At 44.5% G+C, this 23,037-nt stretch carries 25 protein-coding genes; 7 read left to right on the forward strand and 18 right to left on the reverse strand.

The annotated features are described in order from the left end of the window. Window positions 1-84 precede the first annotated feature (84 nt). Entirely contained in the window at window positions 85-618 is a 534-nt protein-coding gene (locus tag ABD960_RS13030; protein WP_345331595.1) for a DUF4199 domain-containing protein, read from the reverse strand. A 108-nt stretch (window positions 619-726) separates the two neighbouring features. Further along, complete coding sequence (locus ABD960_RS13035; protein WP_345331596.1) at window positions 727-1,200, reverse strand: LuxR C-terminal-related transcriptional regulator; 474 nt, start codon at window positions 1,198-1,200, stop codon at window positions 727-729. Between the two features lie 60 nt (window positions 1,201-1,260). On the opposite strand from ABD960_RS13035, the gene ABD960_RS13040 reads away from it, so the two are divergent. Next, on the forward strand, window positions 1,261-1,473 hold the full coding sequence (locus tag ABD960_RS13040; protein ID WP_345331597.1) for a hypothetical protein: 213 nt from the start codon (window positions 1,261-1,263) through the stop codon (window positions 1,471-1,473). 63 nt (window positions 1,474-1,536) lie between these two features. Here ABD960_RS13040 and ABD960_RS13045 read toward each other — a convergent pair whose 3' ends face one another. Then, window positions 1,537-3,117, reverse strand: a complete 1,581-nt coding sequence (locus tag ABD960_RS13045; protein ID WP_345331598.1) for a M20/M25/M40 family metallo-hydrolase — start codon at window positions 3,115-3,117, stop codon at window positions 1,537-1,539. Window positions 3,118-3,633: 516 nt separating this feature from the next. Continuing rightward, entirely contained in the window at window positions 3,634-6,426 is a 2,793-nt protein-coding gene (locus tag ABD960_RS13050; RefSeq protein WP_345331599.1) for an ATP-binding protein, read from the reverse strand. 165 nt (window positions 6,427-6,591) lie between these two features. Between ABD960_RS13050 and ABD960_RS13055 the strand changes: the two genes are divergently transcribed. Then, a complete protein-coding gene (locus ABD960_RS13055) occupies window positions 6,592-7,398 on the forward strand; it encodes an SDR family oxidoreductase (RefSeq protein ID WP_345331600.1) in 807 nt (268 codons plus the stop codon). Window positions 7,399-7,459: 61 nt separating this feature from the next. Here ABD960_RS13055 and ABD960_RS13060 read toward each other — a convergent pair whose 3' ends face one another. The 4 genes from ABD960_RS13060 to glmM form a co-directional block, all read right to left on the reverse strand. Then, complete coding sequence (locus ABD960_RS13060) at window positions 7,460-7,861, reverse strand: hypothetical protein (RefSeq protein ID WP_345331601.1); 402 nt, start codon at window positions 7,859-7,861, stop codon at window positions 7,460-7,462. Window positions 7,862-8,010: 149 nt separating this feature from the next. Beyond that, window positions 8,011-8,634, reverse strand: a complete 624-nt coding sequence (locus ABD960_RS13065) for a hypothetical protein (RefSeq protein WP_345331602.1) — start codon at window positions 8,632-8,634, stop codon at window positions 8,011-8,013. 125 nt (window positions 8,635-8,759) lie between these two features. Then, complete coding sequence (locus tag ABD960_RS13070; RefSeq protein ID WP_345331603.1) at window positions 8,760-9,896, reverse strand: cysteine desulfurase family protein; 1,137 nt, start codon at window positions 9,894-9,896, stop codon at window positions 8,760-8,762. 84 nt (window positions 9,897-9,980) lie between these two features. Next, window positions 9,981-11,369 carry a phosphoglucosamine mutase gene (glmM, locus tag ABD960_RS13075; RefSeq protein WP_345331604.1) on the reverse strand — a complete coding sequence of 463 codons (1,389 nt, stop codon included), beginning with the start codon at window positions 11,367-11,369 and terminating at the stop codon, window positions 9,981-9,983. A 79-nt stretch (window positions 11,370-11,448) separates the two neighbouring features. Here glmM and ABD960_RS13080 point away from each other — a divergent pair, with 79 nt between their 5' ends. Beyond that, window positions 11,449-12,057 carry a phosphatase PAP2 family protein gene (locus ABD960_RS13080; RefSeq protein WP_345331605.1) on the forward strand — a complete coding sequence of 203 codons (609 nt, stop codon included), beginning with the start codon at window positions 11,449-11,451 and terminating at the stop codon, window positions 12,055-12,057. Window positions 12,058-12,065: 8 nt separating this feature from the next. Next, window positions 12,066-12,776, forward strand: a complete 711-nt coding sequence (locus ABD960_RS13085; protein ID WP_345331606.1) for a ZIP family metal transporter — start codon at window positions 12,066-12,068, stop codon at window positions 12,774-12,776. A gap of 5 nt (window positions 12,777-12,781) precedes the next feature. Here ABD960_RS13085 and ABD960_RS13090 read toward each other — a convergent pair whose 3' ends face one another. The 8 genes from ABD960_RS13090 to nusB all read right to left on the reverse strand — a co-directional run bounded on the left by ABD960_RS13090 (window position 12,782) and on the right by nusB (window position 17,735). Then, a complete protein-coding gene (locus ABD960_RS13090; RefSeq protein ID WP_345331607.1) occupies window positions 12,782-13,231 on the reverse strand; it encodes a MarR family winged helix-turn-helix transcriptional regulator in 450 nt (149 codons plus the stop codon). Window positions 13,232-13,266: 35 nt separating this feature from the next. Further along, the gene (locus tag ABD960_RS13095; RefSeq protein WP_345331608.1) at window positions 13,267-13,425 is read right to left on the reverse strand and encodes a DUF5522 domain-containing protein; all 159 of its coding nucleotides are present in this window, start codon (window positions 13,423-13,425) and stop codon (window positions 13,267-13,269) included. Then, window positions 13,425-14,363: an MBL fold metallo-hydrolase RNA specificity domain-containing protein gene (locus tag ABD960_RS13100; RefSeq protein ID WP_345332820.1), complete on the reverse strand. Its 939-nt coding sequence runs from the start codon at window positions 14,361-14,363 to the stop codon at window positions 13,425-13,427. Before ABD960_RS13100 ends, ABD960_RS13095 begins: the two co-directional genes overlap by 1 nt. Continuing rightward, window positions 14,363-14,956, reverse strand: a complete 594-nt coding sequence (coaE, locus tag ABD960_RS13105) for a dephospho-CoA kinase (protein WP_345331609.1) — start codon at window positions 14,954-14,956, stop codon at window positions 14,363-14,365. The genes ABD960_RS13100 and coaE overlap by 1 nt, the downstream gene beginning before the upstream one ends. Next, entirely contained in the window at window positions 14,957-15,904 is a 948-nt protein-coding gene (locus tag ABD960_RS13110) for a YbbR-like domain-containing protein (protein WP_345331610.1), read from the reverse strand. It abuts the gene before it with no gap. A gap of 66 nt (window positions 15,905-15,970) precedes the next feature. After that, window positions 15,971-16,261 carry a preprotein translocase subunit YajC gene (gene yajC / locus ABD960_RS13115; protein WP_345331611.1) on the reverse strand — a complete coding sequence of 97 codons (291 nt, stop codon included), beginning with the start codon at window positions 16,259-16,261 and terminating at the stop codon, window positions 15,971-15,973. 38 nt (window positions 16,262-16,299) lie between these two features. Beyond that, a complete protein-coding gene (locus ABD960_RS13120) occupies window positions 16,300-16,749 on the reverse strand; it encodes a DUF1573 domain-containing protein (RefSeq protein ID WP_345331612.1) in 450 nt (149 codons plus the stop codon). Between the two features lie 38 nt (window positions 16,750-16,787). Then, on the reverse strand, window positions 16,788-17,735 hold the full coding sequence (nusB, locus tag ABD960_RS13125) for a transcription antitermination factor NusB (RefSeq protein WP_345331613.1): 948 nt from the start codon (window positions 17,733-17,735) through the stop codon (window positions 16,788-16,790). A gap of 197 nt (window positions 17,736-17,932) precedes the next feature. On the opposite strand from nusB, the gene ABD960_RS13130 reads away from it, so the two are divergent. Both ABD960_RS13130 and ABD960_RS13135 read left to right on the forward strand, forming a co-directional pair. Next, window positions 17,933-19,717 (forward strand): ABC transporter ATP-binding protein, encoded by a 1,785-nt coding sequence (locus tag ABD960_RS13130; protein WP_345331614.1) that lies wholly within the window; start codon window positions 17,933-17,935, stop codon window positions 19,715-19,717. Between the two features lie 131 nt (window positions 19,718-19,848). Next, the gene (locus tag ABD960_RS13135; RefSeq protein ID WP_345331615.1) at window positions 19,849-20,166 is read left to right on the forward strand and encodes a DUF3276 family protein; all 318 of its coding nucleotides are present in this window, start codon (window positions 19,849-19,851) and stop codon (window positions 20,164-20,166) included. Between the two features lie 77 nt (window positions 20,167-20,243). Here ABD960_RS13135 and ABD960_RS13140 read toward each other — a convergent pair whose 3' ends face one another. After that, window positions 20,244-20,828, reverse strand: coding sequence for a hypothetical protein (locus ABD960_RS13140; RefSeq protein WP_345331616.1), 585 nt, complete (start codon window positions 20,826-20,828; stop codon window positions 20,244-20,246). Window positions 20,829-21,053: 225 nt separating this feature from the next. Between ABD960_RS13140 and ABD960_RS13145 the strand changes: the two genes are divergently transcribed. Further along, complete coding sequence (locus ABD960_RS13145) at window positions 21,054-21,653, forward strand: Crp/Fnr family transcriptional regulator (protein ID WP_345331617.1); 600 nt, start codon at window positions 21,054-21,056, stop codon at window positions 21,651-21,653. A 5-nt stretch (window positions 21,654-21,658) separates the two neighbouring features. On the opposite strand, the gene mgtE is transcribed toward ABD960_RS13145, so the two are convergent. Further along, window positions 21,659-23,029, reverse strand: a complete 1,371-nt coding sequence (gene mgtE / locus ABD960_RS13150; protein WP_345331618.1) for a magnesium transporter — start codon at window positions 23,027-23,029, stop codon at window positions 21,659-21,661. Window positions 23,030-23,037: the final 8 nt, after the last annotated feature.

Here is a 23,037-nt window from a genome sequence, read left to right on the forward strand (position 1 = left end):
TAATTAACGATTTTTATAATTTCATGTTGCACGCATAAAAACGTCCAAACGGTTTAGGTGGGCTGACAGGATGTAATATGATAATTATGTTGCAACAACTTTTGAAGTATTGCGCTTAAGTATCAACGCGGCTATCAGCGAGATAATTAACCCTACGGGCATAATTTCCATATAAGTAAACAGCACAACAAATAACGGATTTTTATACATCTCGCTCATTTTAGTTATTTGGGCAGTTTGGTCTTTTAATTTTGTTGCTGACAGGCCGCTTTCTTTGGCTTGCTGTATAGTATGAGCGGTGTATTTATCCATAAAATCGGGCACAAAATTATAGAAGTAAATCACCCACACCAACACGTAAATAGTTGATGCCACCAGGGTAATAAATAAGCCTATCCGGAATGCCTTGCCAAATGAAATGATGCCTGCATTATTTTTATCACGATAGTTTTTTATCGCCACAAAAATAAACGAGAAGGCAATGATCATGGAGCTATAGCCAATAATCTCGCTGCCATCAAAATCGAGCGAATTGTAACAAGAGGTGATGGAGTAAACCATCATCGCACTTACAATGACACCCGCGATAATGCCGAAAGTAATTACATATTTTTTCATGTGTTATAAAGTTTTGTGGCGGTAAAAGTGGCTATAACGGCAATATTAGAACTCATACTTTCGGGTGATTTTGTTAAAAGCGCGCCGTATCATACCAAATAGTGAGCCTTATGGAACAAGCCCCAGCTTACGTGCCTTATCAACAGCTTGCGTGCGCCTGCCCGCATCCAGCTTATCGAGTATCTTTGAGGTATGCGTTTTAACGGTATTCAGCGAAACAAACAGTTGATCGGCAATTTGCTGGTTACTTAAACCTTGCGCCATCAGTTGTAAAACATCTAATTCGCGGGCGCTAAGGCCTGTGGTGTGCAAGGCGTCGGCATTAAAAACAAATGCCGCGGCGTTATCAATAAACACCCGTTTTTCAATCACCAAAGTTTTAACCTTAGGGCTGGTAAGCTTTACAGCGATCCATATACCCAGGGCGGTGAAAAGTACGGCAATACAGCCAGCATAAATTTCAAACAAATGGTTTATAATGAGCAATCGTACCTCGAGCCACTTCATCAAAAAAAGCAGCAGAGCCAGTAACACCCCGTACAGCAAGGTTGATCGGTATTTGAGCCAAAAGGCAGTGGTCATGTCATCAAAAATAAAACATTTTGCGGCCTGTGCCACTTATCATCTTACATAAACCAAAAGATGATGAACAGAGTTACCGGAATAATACTGATTATAATAGGCGCCGCCATGCTGATATGGACAGGTTTTAGTTACACCAAAAAAGAAAAGGTAATAGATGCCGGGCCGATACAAGTTTCGGCAGATAAAGAGAAAACCGTAAGCTGGCCGCCCTACCTGGGTGGTGTACTGCTAATAGGTGGCATTGTTATAGTAGCCACATCAAAAAAGTAAAAGCACATATGCAGCAAAGGCACCCACACGGTGCCTTTGCTGCATATGTAATAAATTAAAAATTTAATCTAAACCACCTCTGCGGGTTGGCGATGTTTGATCGGGCCATTTAGTTGGCTCGCCTGTGCGCGGGTTAACCGGCATCACGCTTTTCTCGTTAGATGTTTTAGCCGGATCCTCGCTGGCGAGGTAAGCCAGTATAGCGGCCAGCATGGCATTGTTACGCAAATCATCAAACACTATTTTATCGTAAGTATCACGATTGGTATGCCAGGTATAATTACCGTACGACCAGCTGTTCGAACTTAGCGAAAATGCAGGCGCACCCGCTGCTACGAAAGAAGCAAAATCAGATCCGCCACGGCCAGGAGCACCGGGGAATGATGTTTCGATATGGTTACGGATGCTGTCGGGCACCTTGCTTAACCAGCGGCCCAGGTAATCGTAAGCATGTAAAAAGCCCTGGCCACTCAGGTTTACCACGCGGCCGGTGCCGTTATCCTGGTTAAATACAGCCTGAATGTTCTTTACAATTTCAGGATGATCTTCAACAAAGGCGCGCGAGCCGTTCAGGCCCTGCTCCTCGCTGCCCCAATGGCCTACCAATATGGTACGTTTAGGGTTTGGATATATCTTTTTAAGGATGCGCATGGCTTCCATCATGGTAAGCGTGCCGGTACCGTTATCGGTAGCGCCGGTGCCGCCATCCCAAGAGTCAAAGTGTGCCGAAAGAATTACATATTCGTTTGGTTTTTCACTGCCTTTAATTTCGGCAATGGTGTTAAATGTTGGCACCACACCGTTCTCTTTTGATTCGGTTTGCACGCGGATCTTTGGCTTATGGCCCGACTCGATCAGGCGATACAACAAACCATAATCTTCAAGGGCTACATCTATGGTAGGAACCTTTTTGGTGTAAGCGCCAAATATTTTATCAACGCCAAAACCTGCCGACCAGTTATTAATCACTACGCCGGCAGCGCCAGCATTTTCGAGCGCAACAGGAAGCGTTCGGCCATTGTAGCCTGTTTTACGTATCCGTGCGGCCCAGGCTTCTGTTTGGGCGGTACGCTCCTTTTTCATTTTTTCAAACGATTCGGGCGTAGCAAATTCCTTCCAGTTATAATCAGGGCGGCCGGTTGGCTGCATCATGGATATTAAAACAAACTTGCCTTTAACCGCGGGTAGCCATTTTTTAAATGCTACTGAGTCGGCTAAATCCGGAATGATCACCAGTTCAGCGGTAACGCTTTTTTTCATGCCGGGGCTCCAGGCCAGTTGAGTAGCCTCAAGGGTGTGCACGCGCGGCGATACCATATCAATATGTGATATGCCTCGCTGCCAGCCACGCCATTCGCCCCATTTTTCGTTACGGGCGGCAATACCCCAGCTCTTGTATTTTTCAACTGCCCATTTATTCGCCTGCTCCATCTGCGGCGTACCAACAAGGCGCGGGCCAACAACATCAAGCAGCTCGTGCGCCAGGTTTTTTAGCTGCGAGTTTTGATTGGATTCCTTAACAATGTTATCAACAATGGCATCCTTTGTTTGGGCGAAGGATACGTAACTGCCCGAAACCGCGGCAAAAACGCCGACGGCGGCCAGGGCTTTGGCCGGTTTAAAGTAAAGGTCAGTTAATTTCATGCTGTTAATTTAATAAAGTTTTAAAAATCATCCCAACGATGCAACAGCTATTTACTAAAAAATATGCCCTCCGTTACCGGAGAGCATCACATTAAAACCGCTATAAAGAACGGGTACCTAAGTTTATAAAGATGGTTTAAGGTGAAATTTTATTCCTGACCGGATTTGTAAAACTTTTTAAAGCACTTTGCACATTTGTAATGGCGCATGTTATCGGCAAATAATAGTTTCACAATCTTGCTTCGTGGAATACGGTCACAATTATCGTTATTGCATCGCGGGCATACAACAATGGCTCTCGGCTTAGGGGATATAACCATACTCGTTAAATTTTGCTCGTCAATTAAAATATTCATTCGAATTGAGTTGTTATAGTTTATACCCAAATGTGGGTAAATACCTACCAACAAAACGGACATTTACGTTAACATAACTGCCATTTTAATTTTTAACAAAACCGACATATTACGTTAACTTACACTAAATCAAAGCAAAACAAAACAGACAGTGATAGCGCTATAACATATCGTTAACATCGCGCCCGTAATGAGCTTTAAAAAGCTTGGAGAAATAGGCAGGCGTTTCAAACCCGGCAGCGTACGAAATCTCGGCAACTGTACGGTACTTTCCGCTATCGATGGCTTCACGGGCAATCTGCAAACGGATCACCCGGATATATTTATTTGGCGTTAGCCCGGTTATAGCTTTTATACGGCGATTTAACTGCCGCTCGCTGATGTTAAGATCGTAGCTTAGCATGGCAATGTTCAGATCAGCTTTACCTACCTGTTTACGTATAAGCTGCTCAACCTGGTTCAACCAGGCCAAATCCGCAGGAGACGTTGCCATGTCCTGAACCTCGTCAGCTTCATCATCATCGGCAATAACCGGTTGGGCGGTCCGGCTCAGAACATTGCCCAGTAAATTGCTTACCCTAGCCAGTAACTCACTGCTTAAAAAGGGCTTGGTTATGTAATCATCAACCCCAATGGTGAGCGCTTTAAGCTTATTAGGCGAATCGGCAAGCGCGGTAAGCATTATAACAGGGATGCGGTGATATTCATCATGTTTTTTAAGGTGCTCCAGCAACAAAAACCCATCCATCAGGGGCATCATTACATCTGATATGATGAGATCTGGTTTTCGCGTCATTCCCTCAAGCTTGGCGAGCGCCTCAACACCATTATTAACGGTTACTACCTGGTAGTCAGACTTCAAAACAGCCGATATATAATGTGCCATTTCGCTGTGATCTTCAACTACCATAACGGTAAACTGCCCTTGTACCACAGGTGAATCCTCTTCCTCAATTTCAGATACACCGGCATCATCTTGCTTAGGCATTTCATCAACAACCTTTAGAGGAAGGTTTACCTTGAATACTACACCCTTACCCCACTCGTTATCTATTTCAATTTTACCACCAAGCAGTTCGGTAAATTCACGCGAGATTGCCAGACCAATGCCTGTACCGCCTTCTGCCGTAACTTTATTCCCCTGATAATAGCGGTCAAAAATATTCTTTAAGTCATCGGGGTGAATGCCTGTACCGGTGTTAGCCACTGTGAATTCAAACTGCCCTGCTTTCGCAACGGCATTTACATAGATGGAACCGTTTGCAGGCGTAAATTTTACCGCGTTTGATATGAGGTTATTGATGATCTTCTCCAATTTTTCACGGTCAATCTCCACCATCATATCCTTATCGATACTGCAGATTATTGAGTAGCGTATTTGCCGATGCTCTGCGGCTGATGCAAATCCCTGGTAAAGCATGCGCACAAAAGGGAGCAGTTGCAGTTTTTGCAACCGAATGGGCAAATTACCGGCTTCTATCTTACCCAGATCAAGCAACTCATTAACCATGCCCAGCAACTTTTTACTGTTACGCCAAACGGTTTCAAGATGCATCCTTCGCTTTTCTTCATTTAAAATCTGCTGGTTAACCAGCACATCAAGCGGCCCCATAATCAACGTTAACGGGGTGCGTAACTCATGGCTGATGTTAGCGAAAAAGCTCGTCTTCATAGCATCGAGCCGTGCGAGCTGCTTATGCTCCTTAGCCAACAATTTAGCTTCGCGTTGCCGTTTAAAATAATACCACCTGTATACTATAACAAACCCGATAACTACGATAAACACTATAATTACGCTAAAGTTACGCTGTTGCCTGGCCAGTTTTGATTTAGCTTCCTCAAGCAGCAGCCGCTTATCAAGCTTGTATTTTTCGTTCAGTTCGGTTGCCGCATTAGTTAGGCCGAGGCTCGTTATGGTGTCACTTATATCTCGATAGAGCTTGTAATACTTTAATGCTTCTTTATAGTTCTTCAAGCCCTCGTATGAGTCGCTCAGCCGGTTATAAATATTGCGCTGCATCAACCTGCTGGTTTGCTCATCGGTTTGTAGAGCTAACGCACGTTTTGAAAACTCTATGCTTTCCTGGTAGCGGCCCTGATCGTTACGTAAGGTCGCCATCTCGTTTAAGGCGTGCTTGGCTATGGCCGGATAGTTTTCACGCTCGCAAATATCAATAGCCTCAAGTAAAACTATGCTTGCTTTATCAAACCGCTTCTGCATTTCGTACAGGCGCCCCAGGTTGCTCAGGTATCGCGCACGCTCAAAGTTGGTAAGTTTATCAGCATACGGCTTTTTTAATATTAACTCCATATACTCAACCGCCTTAATAGTGTTGTACCTGGTTTGGAAGTTCCGTTGAGAGTATATGTTTGATAATGTGCTTAGCGCGATAATATACATGGAAGTATCTTTCGAAAGCTTCATATCAACGGCGGCCTGCTGCGCATGGTTAAGCGCCTGCGACGGGCGATCCATCGATCGGTAAATATCGGCAATACAAATATGGCAGTCAGCGCCCAGGCGTTTCCACCTGTTTGCTTCGGCAACCTTAAGCGCCCCGAAAGCTATTTTTAAAGCATCTAACTCGCCATTATGACGGCCAAGCATATAGGCCATCATCGTTGCAGATTTTATGTAGACGAATGAGTCGCGCGGAGTTACCAGCTTATGGGCTTTGCGGGCAAGATCGAGTGCACCGAGTTCATCACCATTCATGTACAAGCGGTACGATTTTCCATACAACGCGCGGCCTTCAAGCGACTTATCCTTATTTCGTTTGGCCAGGTTTATCTGCGCGTCGGCGTATGCTAAAGCGGAGTCGGGGTTTTTAATTGTCTTTATTTTTTTTACCAGGCTATCATTAGCAACTTGTGCCATTGCAAACGACGCGCCAGTAGCCAGCAAGGCCATGGCGGCAAAAAAAATTAAAAAGGGGACATAATATTTTTGCACAACTATAAGCGGTACCAAAATACAAATAAAACTGCTGGTTATTTGCAAATTTGGCGTTAATAACAAACTATATTTTAAAGATTGATAATTAACGTCCAGTTAACAACTTAAAGCTATAACAATAATATTATCAGCAATTCGCTTACTTTAGTAGCTTTACCCACTATGAGTAAAGGGAAAACAATAAGTATTTTGGGATGCGGCTGGTATGGCCTTGCCTTGGCCAGGCAACTGGTAAAGGCAGGCTATTCGGTTAAAGGATCAACCACTTCTACGGAAAAATTAAAATTGCTACGTGAGCAGGGTATTGAACCTTTTTTAATTGATGCAGGCGATGAACAAAACGCCTTAAACCCTTTATTTTTTGAGAGTAAAATATTGGTGATAGCGATACCACCAAGGGTGCGGAGCGGCAATGGCGAAAACTATATACCACAGATAAAAAACATAATAAAGGCTGCAAAAGCAAGCGCGACTGTTGACCATGTGATCTATATCAGTTCGACCGGGGTATATGGCGATAATAACGGCGTGGTTACAGAAATGGATCCGCCAAAACCATCAACCGAATCGGGCAGGGTACTGCTTGTTGCTGAAGAACTGCTAACAAACGCGTCCGGTTTTACTACAACCATTATTCGCTTTGGGGGATTATTTGGCCCTAGCCGGGATGCAGGTCGCTTTTTCGCAGGTAAAACTAACATGCCCAATGGCAAAGCACCTATTAACATGATACATTTAGATGATTGCCTGGGTATCACCGAAGCTATTTTGACAAGAGAGGGCTTTGGCCATATCTATAATGCCGCCTCACCTGAACACCCGGCCAAGAGCAGCTTTTATACCCATGCCGCTGAAAGAGCTGATTTACCCAGACCTAAGTTTATTGATGAACTGAATGAATGGAAACAGGTTGACAGCGTTAATGTACCGCAATTGCTTAACTACAATTTTAAGCACAGCCTGATATAAACAAAGAGCGGGCTTTCGCCCGCTCCTCTCTCACTAAACATAATCAATCTACCACATCAAATCAACCTTGCACTTTACCAGCTTGTTCGGCTCTCTTCTTCTGCATCTTATACACCTTATCTGCCTTAAGCTGGTTATATTTTTTAACCTGGTCAGCATTTAACACACCGGTTATCTGCTTGTCGGTTGTTTCCATTATCGCTTTTATTGCCTTGCGGTTATGGCGCTTGTTATCGGCAGTTTTGTTAGCCGCTTTCAAGCTATCTACGCTGGTAGCCTGTTTCAGCAAAATATCATGCACCTTAACAGACTGAGCTTGGCTAAGCGCTAATTCGCTCTGCATTTTTTTGCTTAAAATATCTGCCTTTTGCTGGGCAGTTTTATGTGGCCTAACCTCTGTTTGCGCATGTGCCGCTAAACCTAAACCGGCTACAATTGCCATCATCAATATCAACTTTTTCATTACGTTCTATCGTTGTTTGTATAGTTATGACTGTGTTGAATACCGATGGTTTAACCCGCCTTTACTATTGATTACGGAATGACAAACGGACGACAAAACAAAAGGCCGGTTACTACTAACCGGCCTTTATATTAATTGTTATCGTGTTACTAAATACCTTCGGTACCTGGTTCATGGCCTAACATACGCCCCGTTGTGCGGCCATGCGGACGTGCTTCAAAATCCGTTTTTGCCGGTCCCTCGGCCGGGAATTCCCTGTGCTCGGGCGGCGTTACATCGTTTTGTTCACTGTACGATGCATCGTTACCTTCCTGCGGCTCGCTGTACTCGCGGCTTGGCGTGTAACCCGAACCTTCATTTTCCGACTCTTCCTTCTCAGGTATTTCATTTGGATCAGGATCAACCGATTCCGGATTTAAATGCGCTTCAAAATCCTTATCCTCGTTAAACTCGCTACCTTCCGAAGCATCGTAGTTACGGTTAAACGCGGCATCATCACTAAGCGTATTGGTGTAACCCGCGGTTAAAGTATCGTCGTCTTCGTCTTCTTCATCATATAGCGGGTCGGTATCGTCAATCTCATCATCCTCAATTTCCGAATCCAGTTCATCTTCATCCTCGAAAGCTAATTCATCCTCCTCGTCAAGCTCTTCCTCATCAGGGTCAACAGCGCGACCTGAAGTTGAGTATTCCTGACCGGCATAAGCGCCTTCGTTTTCTCGCCTCAACTGATCATCCCGATCATTCCAGGCCATATCGTTTGTTGTCATCATAGGTTATCAATTTTAATTACTAATTAAGTAACCTATAAAAAAGGCCGATTGTTTTCTTTATTTAAGAAATCAACCGGCCGTTGTATGATTAATCTTTGCAGGATTGTTAATAACCCCGAAACGCTTTATGCTTTCACCAGGCAAACATCCTTTAGTTTTGCCACCGTGTAATCAACTTCGTCCTTTGTGCTGTACTTGGAGAAAGAGAACCTGACCGAAGCGCGTGACGGATTGGCACCGATAGCCCCTAGCACATGCGAACCGATATCAGTACCCGAGCTGCAGGCACTACCACCTGATGCGGATATACCGGCAATATCCAGGTTAAATAACAACATATCGGCCATTTCCATTTCAGGGAAAGATACATTTAGAACAGTATATAAGCTTTTGTCCGGATCAATCTCTCCGTTAAAACCTATTCCCGGTATCTCTGCTTTCAGTTGCTCTATCATGTAAGTTTTAATACCCTGCACATGCGCGCGGTGCTCCTCCATTTCGGCATAAGCCAATTCAAGCGATTTGGCTAAACCTGCAATACCGTAAACATTCTCGGTACCGCCGCGCATATTACGCTCCTGCGAGCCGCCGTGTATCATGGGCTTTATTTTAATACGATGATTGATATGTAAAAAGCCTACACCCTTTGGCCCATGCAGTTTGTGCGCCGAACACACCAAAAAGTGTACTTTCAGCTTGCTTAAATCATGCGTAAAATGCCCCATGGTTTGCACGGTATCACTATGAAAAAGAGCATTGTATTGCTCACACAAGTCGCCAACACGCTCAATATCTGTAAGTGTACCTATCTCATTGTTGGCATGCATCAGCGATACAAAGCTGCGTTCGTTATCCTGTAACAGCTTTTCCAAGTGGGCATAATCAATATTACCCTTATGGTCGGTATCAACATAACTTAGTTTAATGATGCCTGTTTTCTCCATCGCCTCGAGGGTATGCAACACCGCATGGTGCTCCAGCCTGCTGGTAATGGCGTGCTTTAAACCATGATCAACAATGCCGCACTTAATTGCTGTATTATCAGCCTCGGTGCCGCCACTGGTAAAAAATATTTCGGCGGGTGAGGTGTGCAATAAATTGGCGATAGTTTTCCGCGCGCGTTCGATAAGGGTACGCGCTTCACGGCCATGTGCATGTATGGATGACGGGTTGCCAAACTGGCCTTCCATCACCTTGTACATTTCTTTTAATACTTCAGGGTCAAGCGGCGTGGTGGCCGCGTTATCAAAATAAACACGCATTATGTTGATCAGTTATGTGTGGGCAGATCGCTCCGCTCACGGTTGTTTACGTCCTTTTACACGGCAAATATACCGTACAATACCTTACGATATCTTTAAAATCGCCTTCATATCAGCAATCAGTCGTTCAGCCAAAGCAGTTGCTGCTGCCTCGCTGGTTGACTCTGAATAAATGCGGATGATCGGCTCGGTGTTCGACCGGCGCAAATGTACCCATTCTTTACCGAATTCTATCTTCAACCCGTCTATGGTGCTGTAAGGTTGATCCTTGTACTTTTCCTCTACTTGTTTCAGCAATCCGTCGATATCCATACCTGCCTGTAACTCTATCTTATTTTTGGAGATATAGTATTCCGGGTAGGTTTTCCTGAGTTCAGAGATGGTTTTCTTCTCCTTTGCCAAATGCGTCAGAAACAGGGCGATGCCCACCAGTGCATCCCTGCCATAGTGCAATTCCGGATAGATCACTCCGCCATTACCTTCACCGCCGATGATGGCATTGGTTTCCTTCATCTTGTTCACTACGTTCACTTCGCCTACCGCGGCAGCTGTGTAATTGCCGTTTTGGGTTTCGGTCACATCTCTTAACGCTCTGGTTGATGACAGGTTGGATACTGTATTGCCCGGGGTATGTTTTAGTATATAATCGGCCACAGCTACCAGGGTGTATTCTTCACCGAACATGCTGCCGTCCTCATTTACAAAGCACAGCCTGTCTACATCCGGGTCTACCACAATACCCAGGTCGGCTTTGTTTTCCTTTACTGTTTCGGCTATCGCCGTCAGGTTTTCGGGCAATGGCTCGGGATTATGGGGAAAGTGTCCGTTAGGTTCGGTATACAGTTCGTAAATGGTTTCTACGCCTAATGCTTTCAGCAGTGCCGGTACATAGATACCGCCTGTGGAGTTTACGCAGTCTACCGCTATTTTGAAGTTAGCTTGCTTAATGGCTTCTTTGTCTACCAACGGCAGGTTCAGTATCAGGTCAATGTGTTTTTGAAGGTAGCTGTCGTCCTGCGTTACCTTGCCCAGGCTGTCTACATCGGCATAAATAAAATCGCTGGCTTCGGCGATGTCCAGTACTTCCTTGCCATCAGCATCGCTGATAAACTCGCCTTTGTCGTTCAGCAGTTTCAGGGCGTTCCATTGTTTGGGGTTGTGGCTCGCGGTCAGGATGATGCCGCCTGCGGCTTTTTCCAGCGGTACGGCTACTTCTACCGTTGGGGTGGTGCTCAAGCCAAGGTCTATTACGTCGATACCCAGGCCTTGCAGGGTGCCGGTTACCAGGCTGCTCACCATTTCGCCCGAGATGCGGGCATCACGGCCAATGACGATCTTGTTGATGCCTGATTTTTTTACCGCCCAGCTACCATACGCCGAGGTGAATTTTACGATATCCAACGGCGTTAGCGCCTCGCCGGCCAATCCACCGATAGTACCTCTGATGCCGCTTATTGATTTGATTAGTGTCAATGCAAATAAAGTTTGGCGCAAAAGTAATTATATTTAGCTGACACAATGTAATGCCCACGTTGTTTTAACCGACAATTTAATGGCTATATTTGCACTCGCAAAAATTGGCGCTAACAACAACCTGATGCCCGAACAACTTTTACAACTCGACCGGCATTTATTCTACTTTATTAATCACGACCTATCGAACCCTTTTTTCGACTGGCTGATGCCACTTTTGCGTAACGCCCGTTTCTGGATACCGCTGTACATATTTATTATCGGTTTTTGCATCTATAAATATCGTAAAGTGGGCATAATCATCGTTTTAATGCTGGCAGCAAGCGCCGGCGTTGCTGATTTTGTGAGCGCGAGCATCATCAAACCCGCTATACAAAGGGTACGCCCCTGCCGCGATCCTGTTACCGCCGAAAAAGATATTCCACGTGTTCGATGCGGATCCGGCTATAGCTTCCCATCCACCCATGCCAGCGATCATTTTGCTATGGCAGCCTTTATAAGCATGGTTTTTAGTCGCCGCTGGCGATGGATATGGTGGGTAAGTATGCTATGGGCGGCAAGCATTTGCTTTGCGCAGGTATATGTAAGCGTCCATTTCCCTATTGATGTAATGGGCGGCGCGCTTTTCGGCCTAATTGTTGGCTTTGGCATTGCACAACTGTTTAAAAAATTTCAACCCGGCTTCTGATATCATAAATGAGCAACCTGCAACTTTTACTCCTTTTTTTTAGTGCCTTTTTAGGCGGCACGGCTGTTTTTTTATTTAAAGGCGGAAATCATAAATTCCTTAAGCTGGTATTGGCCTTTAGCGGCGCTTATTTATTCGGCATAACGGTTCTACATTTAATACCCGACGCTTATCACGGCGATGATAACATGGTAGGCGTTTTCATCCTGATCGGCTTTCTGTTCCAGATCATCCTCGAGCAGTTTTCGGACGGTATTGAACATGGGCACATACATAAACACGCGCACGATCATGCCGCATTTCCTTTCGGTATAATGCTCAGCCTGTGCGTTCACGCGTTTTTAGAGGGTATGCCTATTGCCGAAGGGCACCAGCATGAATTGGTTTTTGGTATTGCCCTGCACCACATCCCGGCTTCGTTCGCCCTGGGCAGCGTGTTACTGGCGCACAACCAAAGCAAAAGCCGAATTGTATTTTTTGTGCTGTTATTTGCACTCATGACGCCTGCCGGCTACATATTTAGCAATTCACTGAGCAACGGCGGTATAGGCAACCTGCAGCAATACTTTAACCGGATCATGGGTTTAGTAATCGGTATATTTTTGCATATATCAACTACTATCCTGTTTGAATCAAGCGCTGATCATAAATTTAACCTGCGCAAAATGATAGCCGTATTGTTAGGTATTGGTATAGCTTTAGGCGGATTTTTATTGTAGCAGTATTATCCTCTTAACTTATCCAGCAAATCACTTAACTGGGCGGCCTCTTCCTCGGTAAGATGATCTTTTAAAAGGTCTTTTGATTTAAATTCCACGTCCATTTTAGCCAGTATATCCAAACCTTGCTGACTGATCTGGATATCTACCGCGCGCCTGTCCTTTGAGTTAGTACAGCGTGATACCAGTCCTTTTTGCACCAAACGGTCGACTATGCGAGACGCGTCAGACATCTTGTCGATCATACGTTCTTTCAGCAGGTTGACTGTTGCAGGTTTTGGGTACTGCCCGCGCAAAATACGTAGTATATTAAACTGCTGCGTAGTGAGATTATACTTTTCAAAATGCGGGCGCGAGTAGTTGCTCAGCCAGCTTTGCGTGTATGCAACATTTATGATTACCTTATGGTAATTATCCTCAAACTTAGTACTTTGTATCTCGTCCTCTATTCGCATAGTGTATATAAATGCCTAAAAGGCAAATATGTTTATTATTTTTTAATTTGCGTATATTGTTTTTCCGTCCGATAGTTCCACGGGCAATGTAAACATTGGTTTTTACAGCAATAACCGCGTTTTTGGTGATATTCTTTTGTGAATACCATTAAACCGTCGGCATTAAAATAATAATCTAAACCCTCTTTAAGCATTAGTTTAAAAGCTTTACAAACAAGGTATCGTTAAAGTGCTCGCGCAGATGTTTACCATCGCCATGCAGGGTCCAAATCTGGGTTGGCTGCACTTGTTTAATCATCTCCAGTATATCGTTCCAGTCAGCATGATCAGATATGTAAAGGGTATCCTGGCTGTTTACCTGCAGGTTTTTCCATCCCGATGCAAAAAGGCGTTTTACACCCGTGGCTCTTATATAACTATCAAACGTAAATGGCGGCACAATGTAAACGTACTCCTGCTGATTTTTCATCAGTTTTCGGTTGTACAGCTGATATTTCCCCAAGGCATAACCTGCTTTTTCGTAAACCAAGTTGAGCGGCATAATACGGTGGTGTACCAATACTGCTTTCTGCGGAGCATGATCATTAATTAACCTGATCAATCGTTGGCTTTTACCCAGGCCATAAGCGCCAAGCAGTATATTTATTTTGATGTCATTTAGCTTGCTAATTTCCAGCACCGGATCAGGATGCTGCGTTGCCGGGTTGGCAAAGGTGCTCTCGGTAATCAATACATCAGCTTTAACCCATTCTAAAGGCTCACAAGTGGCATCGGCTTGTAATTTAAAATCACCGGTATACAGGTAAGTGGTGCCTTGGTATTCCATTAACACCTGGGCCGAACCCAGCATGTGGCCGGCCGGTATAAAAGTGATCGCCACCCCGCATATGTTAAATTGCTGCCGGTATACTGCGACGTTAAAAATCTTAGCCGCGTTTTTAGTATAACGAAACAGCATAAATGCCTGTGTACCGACAGTACACCATACCTCGCGGTTGCCAGCAACAGCATGGTCGGCATGAGCGTGCGATATTACTGCCTTTTCAACCGGTTGCACCGGGTCAATGTAAAAACCACCGTACTTACAGTAGAGGCCGTTGGCATCAAACTGCACAAAATCATCCAATATCATCAAGCTTTTACGGCTAAAAATTGCTGGTGCAGGGCAAGCACCTGTGGTATTACTAACCGGCTGCCATCATTATTAATAATATGGTTAGCCAGCTTACTTTTTTGTTCTTCGCTCATTTGTCGTGCATCTCGGGTGGCAGCCTCTACCCTGCTTATACCATCGCGCTGCATCACCCGCTGCAAACGATGCTCAAGCGGGGCAGAAACCAATATGGTTTGATGGCACATTTTATATGATCCGCTCTCAAATAATATCGCGGCTTCCTTAATTACATACGCCGCTTTGGTTTGCTGCAACACCCACTCATCAAAAGCCCGAAACACTGCCGGATGTACCAAGGCGTTTAATCGTGCCAGTTCATCAGCGTTATTAAATACAATATCGGCTATATGTTTACGGTTAAGCGCGCCATCGGCAAAATAGGCTTCGCTCCCGAAGGCCTGCTTAACACCCTTAATCAGCTCGGCATCACTAACCATTACGCTCTTGGCGGCGGCATCGGCATAAAAAACCGGGATGCCCAATACCTCGAATACTTTGGCTACCGTGGTTTTGCCACTGCCTATGTTGCCGGTCAGTCCTATCTTAAGCATTTATTTTTTTATAATGAAATCAACTACAGCCGGTTCTATTTTAACAATGCGGCAGTAAGGGGGCGTGCGTTTTATTTTTACGGGAAGGGCATGATACCCCTTCTGCTCCCACAAGCTCAGGTCGGCCGTTGCCTCAAAAAAGGCATCATCCATATCAGGGTAGTCGGTTAACGAAGTCATGAACGTAACTTTCACTTTTTGCGGCAATACCTTAACGTTATAGTAGTGTGGATTATTGATAACCTTAACCGGTATATCGAGTGTTTTTTCGGTAAATTCATCAACCGGTATTTTTACCTGTATGGTTTTAGGGTAAACCGTCATGTTCACTTCTTTTACCGATTGCATTTTTAGCTGCTTGCTTACCGGCTCACTCACGTTATCCAACTGCAGGGTATCGGTATTCCAGGATGTTATCCGGCTGATCAGTTCCGACGGCCCGCTAATCGTTACATAATCGGGTTTTAGCACAATATCTCCTGATTGCGCGAACTGCTTCTTATAATCAATAGAAGTAATTAACTCAACCGGCACTTTTTTCACCCTGCGGCTCGAGAAATCGAAATATAACGTATCCGGATCAAAGCCGATGATTTGCCGGTTTTGGGGTTGCGCGGCATTAATGCGGCGCATTTGCGACCCGAGTACCACATAATCGCGCTGATCAAGCGTATGCAAATCAACTGTCAGTTGACTCTCGTCATCGTTAAAACGCGAAAATAGCATTTGCCAGCCGTTACCCTGTACGGTTGCATTCACCGTGTCCGACTGTAGCGAGTGAAAAGCCCGGCGCTGCGGTGCATTTTTAAAAACGATAACTTTGGGCACCGTAAAATTATGCGGAGTTGAAAGCACAGCGAACACCCAGGCAACCACAGCCAGTATAATACAGGTTGTAAATGCCGTAAGCCGTCTGCGTTCTGCCGGTGATAATTTTATAATGGGCATCGTTATAAATTAAAATGCCGTTCAATTTATTAAAACTGAACGGCACAATAAATTTAACAACTTATTTTATGATTTTGTTGCTACCGGTGCGTTAAGCGCCTTTGAGGCATCAAGCGAGATAGAGGTTTTATCAAAACGGATTTTGGTGCCACCCTCAACTTCAATAAGTATGGTAGTATCAGCCAATTCAATTATACGGCCGTGTATGCCTGCCGTTGTAACTATTTTGTCTCCTTTTTTAAGGTCTTCAACAAATTTTTTCTGGTCTTTTTGTTTTTTGATCTGCGGACGTATCATAAAAAAGTAGAACACCAATATGATGAGGCCCATCATAATGAGTTGTTGCGGATTACCCATAGTTTTGTATTTAAATGTTTAAATTAATATGCGGTTTATTACTTGGCTACCACTTCGCCCACCAGGTGTACTACGGTTTGCGCGGGCACTGTGTTAGCGGTAACGGTTATCAGCTTATCCTGCAAGCCTGATTTGTTGGCGCTGTCAAACGTAACCTTAATAGCTGCGCTCTCTCCCGGTTTAACCGGTGTTTTTGGCCACTCAGGCACCGTACAGCCGCAGCTTGCAGTTGCATTGGTAATTACCAACGGAGATTTGCCCGTATTGGTAAACTTGTACTCAAAATTTACTTTTTCGCCTTGTTTTATTTTACCAAAATCATGCGTTTCGTTTTCAAACTTAGCAACCGGCGCATTAGCTGAGTCAACCTCCGTTATGGCAGCGCTATTGCTATTGGTATCAATACTTTCCGTATTAGATGAATTACGCTGATTACAAGCTGTCAAAATGATAGCAGAGACAGCCAGGGTAAAAAATACTTTTTTCATTTTTATAATGTTGGTTAACAGCAATTCAATATTACCATTTATTCAATCAATCCTCTACCTGCTTTTTTGATCTTGTTGCCGGCCTTCAATTCAGCCAAAATCTTATCTAAGATGCCGTTGATGAACGAGTTACTTTTTGGTGTACTGAATTCCTTTGAAATTTCCAGATACTCGTTAATGGTAACTTTAACCGGTACCGATGAAAAATTCAGGAATTCCGTCAAAGCCATTTTCATCAGCAAAGTGTCCATCATGGCGATACGGTCAGGCTCCCAGTTCTGAGTTTTTACAGCAATAAGCTCCTGATATTCCTCGTCATGACGGATACATTGATCAAACAGGTCAATAATAAACTCCCTGTCCTCTTCCCAGTTAACAGTAACTTCGGCCAGCTTATTCAGCTCGTAATTATCGTTCGAGAAGTTTTTGAAGGTTTTAGCGATCAACGCCTGTAACACATCGCGGTCAACCGGCCAGTTGATAAATTTATCCTCAAACACCTGTTCGGCAAGCGATGATTTTAATATCACCTTTTTAAAGATGAACTTAATTATATCCTTGTCGCTGTGCAGGCTATCCTCGGTACGGTCAAGGTATTCCTTGTACTCCGGCGCTGCTCTAAGCGTATTAAATAACGATTTGAAAAGCTCCGGATCAAACGTCCAGTCGATCTTATATTTTTTTACCGCGGCAACATATTCTTTATTAACAGCCAATGAGGCTATAAAACGGTTTTCAAGAATTTTAAGATTTGGGTTCAGATCTTCGGCCGTAGGCAGGTGCTTGTTGGCACGCTCTTCAGCATCGTTAGCAGCATAGCCAACCACTTCCTGAATAAGCGAAAGCATCCAGATGTACATCTCGTACACGGAATCTACACTCTTTAAAAGACCTTTTTGGTGGAGTTTAATGTCGCGGTTGCTTGATTGGTGGTATCCGTATAGCGCCTGTAATACCTTTACGCGTAAGTGCCTTCTGTTTAACATTGTGTAAGAACGATCTTTGGGTTGAGCTTGTTTTGTACTTATGAACAATAAATATTACTAAATATTGCACGGCGCAAAAGTAGGTGTTTTTTTAATACCGGCAAAGCTGTTTTTTAAACACGCATATCTGTACAAAAAGCTGACGGTTTAGTGCCGCCCATGCCGCCGCATTTTATTTATCTTTACGCCCTCGGCTTATGAAACACCTGGCTTACCTTAATAAATTCTTTATTAAATACCGATGGCGTTTATTGCCGGGTATACTTTTCGTCGTGGCATCCAATATTTTTGGTGTACTGCCGGCGCAGGTTATCCGCGTTGCGTTTGACCTGGTTGCCGAGAACATCGATCTTTACCGACTTTATGACGGCTTTAACCGCCAGCAGGTAATCTATGATATTTTCGGATCGAGCCTGCTGCTGTTTGGTTTGCTGGTGTTGGCGCTTGCCCTTATCAGGGGCATGTTCTTGTTTTTTATGCGGCAAACCATCATCCTCATGTCGCGGCATATTGAGTACGATCTGAAGAACGAGATATACAGCCACTATCAGGCATTATCAATGGCATTTTACCGCCGCCACAACACCGGCGACCTGATGAACCGCGTAACCGAAGATGTAAGCCGTGTGCGCATGTACCTGGGCCCGGGCATTATGTATACCGTGAATACAGTGGTGTTGTTTATTTTGGTGATATACGCCATGCTTACGGTGAACGTTAAGCTGGCTATTTATTCGGTGCTGCCTATGCCCATACTGGCGGGCATCATCTATTATGTAAATAACATCATTAACACCCGGAGCGAGAAGATTCAGGAACGTTTATCATCTCTTTCGGGTTTTGTGCAGGAGACCTTTTCGGGCATCCGCGTAGTAAAATCATACGTTCGCGAAGCCTTTATACGCAAAAGCTTTGCCGCAGAGAGCGAGGATTATAAAATCCACTCCATGGAGCTGGCGCGTGTGCAGGCCCTGTTTTTTCCGCTGATGCTTTTATTGGTTGGTTTAAGCAATGTTATTGTGTTGTATGTTGGCGGCGTTGAGGTGATGAACGGTAACATCACGCCCGGTAATATAGCGGAGTTTATTGTTTACCTCAGTCAATTAATGTTCCCTGTAATGGCGTTGGGTTGGGTAACGTCATTAATACAACGAGCCGCAGCTTCGCAAAAGCGCATTAACGAGTTTTTGCACGAGCAACCGGAGATCATTTCCGTAAACGGCATCAAAACTACAGTTAAAGGGCATATTGAATTCAATAAGGTATCCTTCACCTATCCCGAAACAGGCATTAAAGCGCTCAATGAGGTATCGTTCAGTATAAAACCGGGGCAAATGCTGGCAATTATCGGGCGTACGGGTTCGGGCAAATCAACCATTGCTAACCTGCTGATGCGCATGTATGATGCTACCGGAGGCGAAGTATTGATTGACGGTACGCCGATAAATAAGCTCGATCTGGACACCTACCGCTCGCAAACCGGATTTGTACCGCAATCCATCTTCCTGTTTTCAGATACCATTGCCCGTAACATAGCCTTTGCTATTGATGTAATGGATATGCCAAGGGTTGAGCAGGCAGCTAAAGATGCCGCTGTATACAACAACATTATTGAGCTTGAACAGGGCTTTGACACCATGATAGGCGAACGGGGCATCACCCTATCCGGCGGGCAAAAGCAGCGCGTGTCCATCGCCCGCGCCATACTGAAACATCCGCAGATCATGGTGTTTGATGATTGCCTTTCGGCTGTTGACACCCGTACCGAGGAAGAGATATTGAATAACCTCGGGAAAGTGATGCAGGGCAAAACCAGCATCATTATAGCGCACCGCATTTCAACCATAAAAAATGCCGACCATATATTAGTGCTTGATGAAGGCCGCATTATAGAACAAGGAAATCACCATACGTTAATGGATAAGAAAGGCGCCTACTTTGCTTTGTACGAAAAGCAATTACTCGAAGAAGAAAATGCCTGACCAGGCTAAACCCATACAAAAGTTGATGGCAAAAGTTTGAAATAATTAACAATATTATTATGAAAATAGTTGCTAATTGAATTTTTCTTTATATTTATGCCAGTCAATTCTAAAAACAACAATTACTTAACATGGGAGATTTTGAAAACAGAGAGCGTGAGGAGGTTTTTTCAAAGAAGGTAAGAGCAGGGAAAAGAACTTATTTTTTTGACGTTAAAGCAACCCGGTCAAACGACTATTATATCACCATAACCGAGAGCAAAAAACGCCTGGAAGACGGTGCATTTATAAAACACAAGATATTTTTATATAAAGAGGATTTCGAAAAATTTGCTGAAGGACTGAAAGATACGGTAGACTACATTAAAGCCAACCAGGAAGTTAACGAAAAGCGTTACGAGTTCAACGAAACCGCCAAAGCCGACGAAGATTTTTCATTCGAGATTTAAACAACCCTTGTTAAAATAAACTCATACCAAGCCCCGCAATAGCGGGGCTTTTTTAATATCATATAACTCACCTATAATTACGCAGCTTCACTTTTAGCCGTTTTGTTCAGCCTGAATGCTGCCAACAGGTAGTAAAAAGCACCAAAGGCGGCATAACCTGCCAGGCTGGTAATGCCTTTGGTTGGATCGTGTGCCAACAGGATGAACGAGGTACCGGCCAGGGTAGATTGTGCCCCGCTGATGATCATGGGCCATTGGCCGGTTAAATATTTTTTGCGGCGGATGCCTAGTACAAGCTGGATCAATCCAGTACCTATTGCCCAGGTGCCAAATACTATTAAGGTTTCGGGCACGCCTTTTTGCAGGGCGAATATTACGGCAATGGTAGTTATGGTGCTAATTGCCGCATTTACATATTGTGTTGTTTTTGGCGAACTGCCGTGGTTGGCGCGCATATCTAAAAAAGTACCCACAACGTCCCAGGCGGGGTAAATTATGAGTAGAATTTCAGCTATGTCCGTTCGGGCTTTGCCAACTACGGCCATCAAAATAACCCACACTATTGAGAATGAGGCACGTGTAAAATAAAGGTTACGCAATGATGTCGAAGTTGCAACAGCGCCTCCTGCTACTGTTGTGTTAGGTTGTGTACTTGCTGTCATGATTCTTAAATGTTTATGTTGGTTCAAAAATCCGCCTTATCACATTACCCGTTTTTCACTTAAGTTAAAATACGCATAAAAGCTGACATTGCAATTGCAGTTACATTCAACGAAAAAAAATTACCTGCTTAACTTTGCACCTGCGTTGATTAACTTAAGTTAAAAGCCAATCTATTTTTAGTGCACAACTTTGCAAGCATTCATCCCTAACCAAACACGGTAAACATGAACGATAAAAACGATACTGTTTTTCAGCAACTGCAAAAATTTGCCCCGCTGACCGAACAGGACATTGCCGATAGCAGGCACTTATGGAAGGCGAAAAAGATTGCCAAAGGTGACTATTTTAATATGCAGCGCATGGTTTGTAAAGACCTGGGGCTGGTGGTTAAGGGTATCTTTCGTATATACTACCGTAACCCGGAAAGCAATGAGGAGAAAAACATCTTTTTCTTTTCAGAGAACCAGTTTGTGGTTTCGTTCCGGAGCTTTATATCACAAACTACCTGCTGGTATTATATAGAAGCGATGGAAGACTCGGAGATCTATTTTATATCGCATACAGACCTTAATACGCTTTATGACACCCACCCCAACTGGAGTAAATTCGGCAGGTTACTAGCTGAATCATTCTTTGCGATGGCGCAAACAAGAACTGAAGAATTCATCTTCTTCTCGCATGAGCAGCGTTACCTTAGGCTGCTTGAAGAGCATCCGCAGATAATTGAACGTATACCCGCTTATCATATATCATCATACCTGGGCATAACCAATCCATCGCTAAGCCGTATGCGCAAGCGTATCGAGAAAAAGAAGGTTGAGTAAAGTCTTTAAAGCATTATACCCCGCAGCAGCATTACCGCTATTGAAAAGTAGATCACCAAGCCGGTAACATCTACCAGTGTAGCCACAAACGGCGCGGACGATGTGGCAGGGTCGGCACCCAGGCGTTTAAGCAGAATAGGTAGCATAGAGCCACTTAATGACCCCCATAACACCACCCCTATCAACGTAATACCTACGGTTAGCCCCACTAAAAACCAGTGCGGGCCATATATATCCGAGAATAAAGACCACGCGTAGATTCTTAAAAAGCCGATACAGCCCAACACCAAACCAAGCATCAGCCCGGCCATGAGTTCGCGACGCATAACCCGCCACCAATCGCTCAGCGTAACCTCACCCAGTGCCATAGCCTGTATAATCAGCGTTGAAGCCTGCGAGCCGCTATTACCACCACTGGATATAATCAGCGGAATAAACAGGGCCAGCACCACGGCTTTTTCTATTTCCTTTTCAAAAAAGCCCATCGCGGTAGCGGTAAGCATCTCCCCTAAAAACAATATTACCAGCCAGCCCACACGTTTTTTTACTAGTGTAAAAAGCGAAACATCCAAGTAAGGTTCATCCAAGGCTTCGGTACCACCAATTTTTTGAATATCCTCGGTATATTCTTCGTTGGCTATCCAAAGGATATCGTCCACCGTTACAATACCCAGCAGCACATTATCATCATCAACCACGGGCAGCGCCACACGGTTATTCATTCTGAAGGTATTAATGGCTTCTTCCTGCGGATCACTGGCACGCAGGGCAATCAGGCGGCCGTCCATCAGGTCGCTCACGCTGGTTTCGGGTTTTACAAGTAATATCTCGCGGATACGTATATCATCCAGCAGTACGCGGTTATCATCAACCACATAAATCACATCAATGGTTTCGGAGTTTTTACCAAAGCGGCGGATGTGCGAAAGCACACGGTTAACATCCCAGTTTTTTTTTACGGCAATATAATCGGGCGTCATCAAACGGCCAACACTGTCCTCCTCATAACCCAAAAGGGATAACGCTTCCCGGCGATCGGCCGGCGGCAGGTGCAATATCAGCTTGGCTACGGCATCGCCATGCAGCTCACTGAAAAGTGCTGTACGGTCATCCGGCGGCAAGCCGTTAATAATCTCGGCTACCTTACCTCCTGAAATTTTTTTGATTATACGCTCCTGTTTGCGAAAGTCCAGTATCCTGAAAACGTTTACCGCACGGTTTACAGAGAGAATTTCGATAAATTTGGGGCCATGCTCCGGAAGCTCGTCTATCAGCTGTTCAACATCTGATATATTCAGGTTGTTCAGGTACTCCTGTAGCGCCGCATCATCTTCCTGCTCCAGTATTAATTCTACCTGTTCAACCATTTCTTCCATAAGCCCCT

The sequence above is a fragment of the Mucilaginibacter defluvii genome (genome assembly GCF_039543225.1).
Lineage (GTDB): Bacteria > Bacteroidota > Bacteroidia > Sphingobacteriales > Sphingobacteriaceae > Mucilaginibacter > Mucilaginibacter defluvii.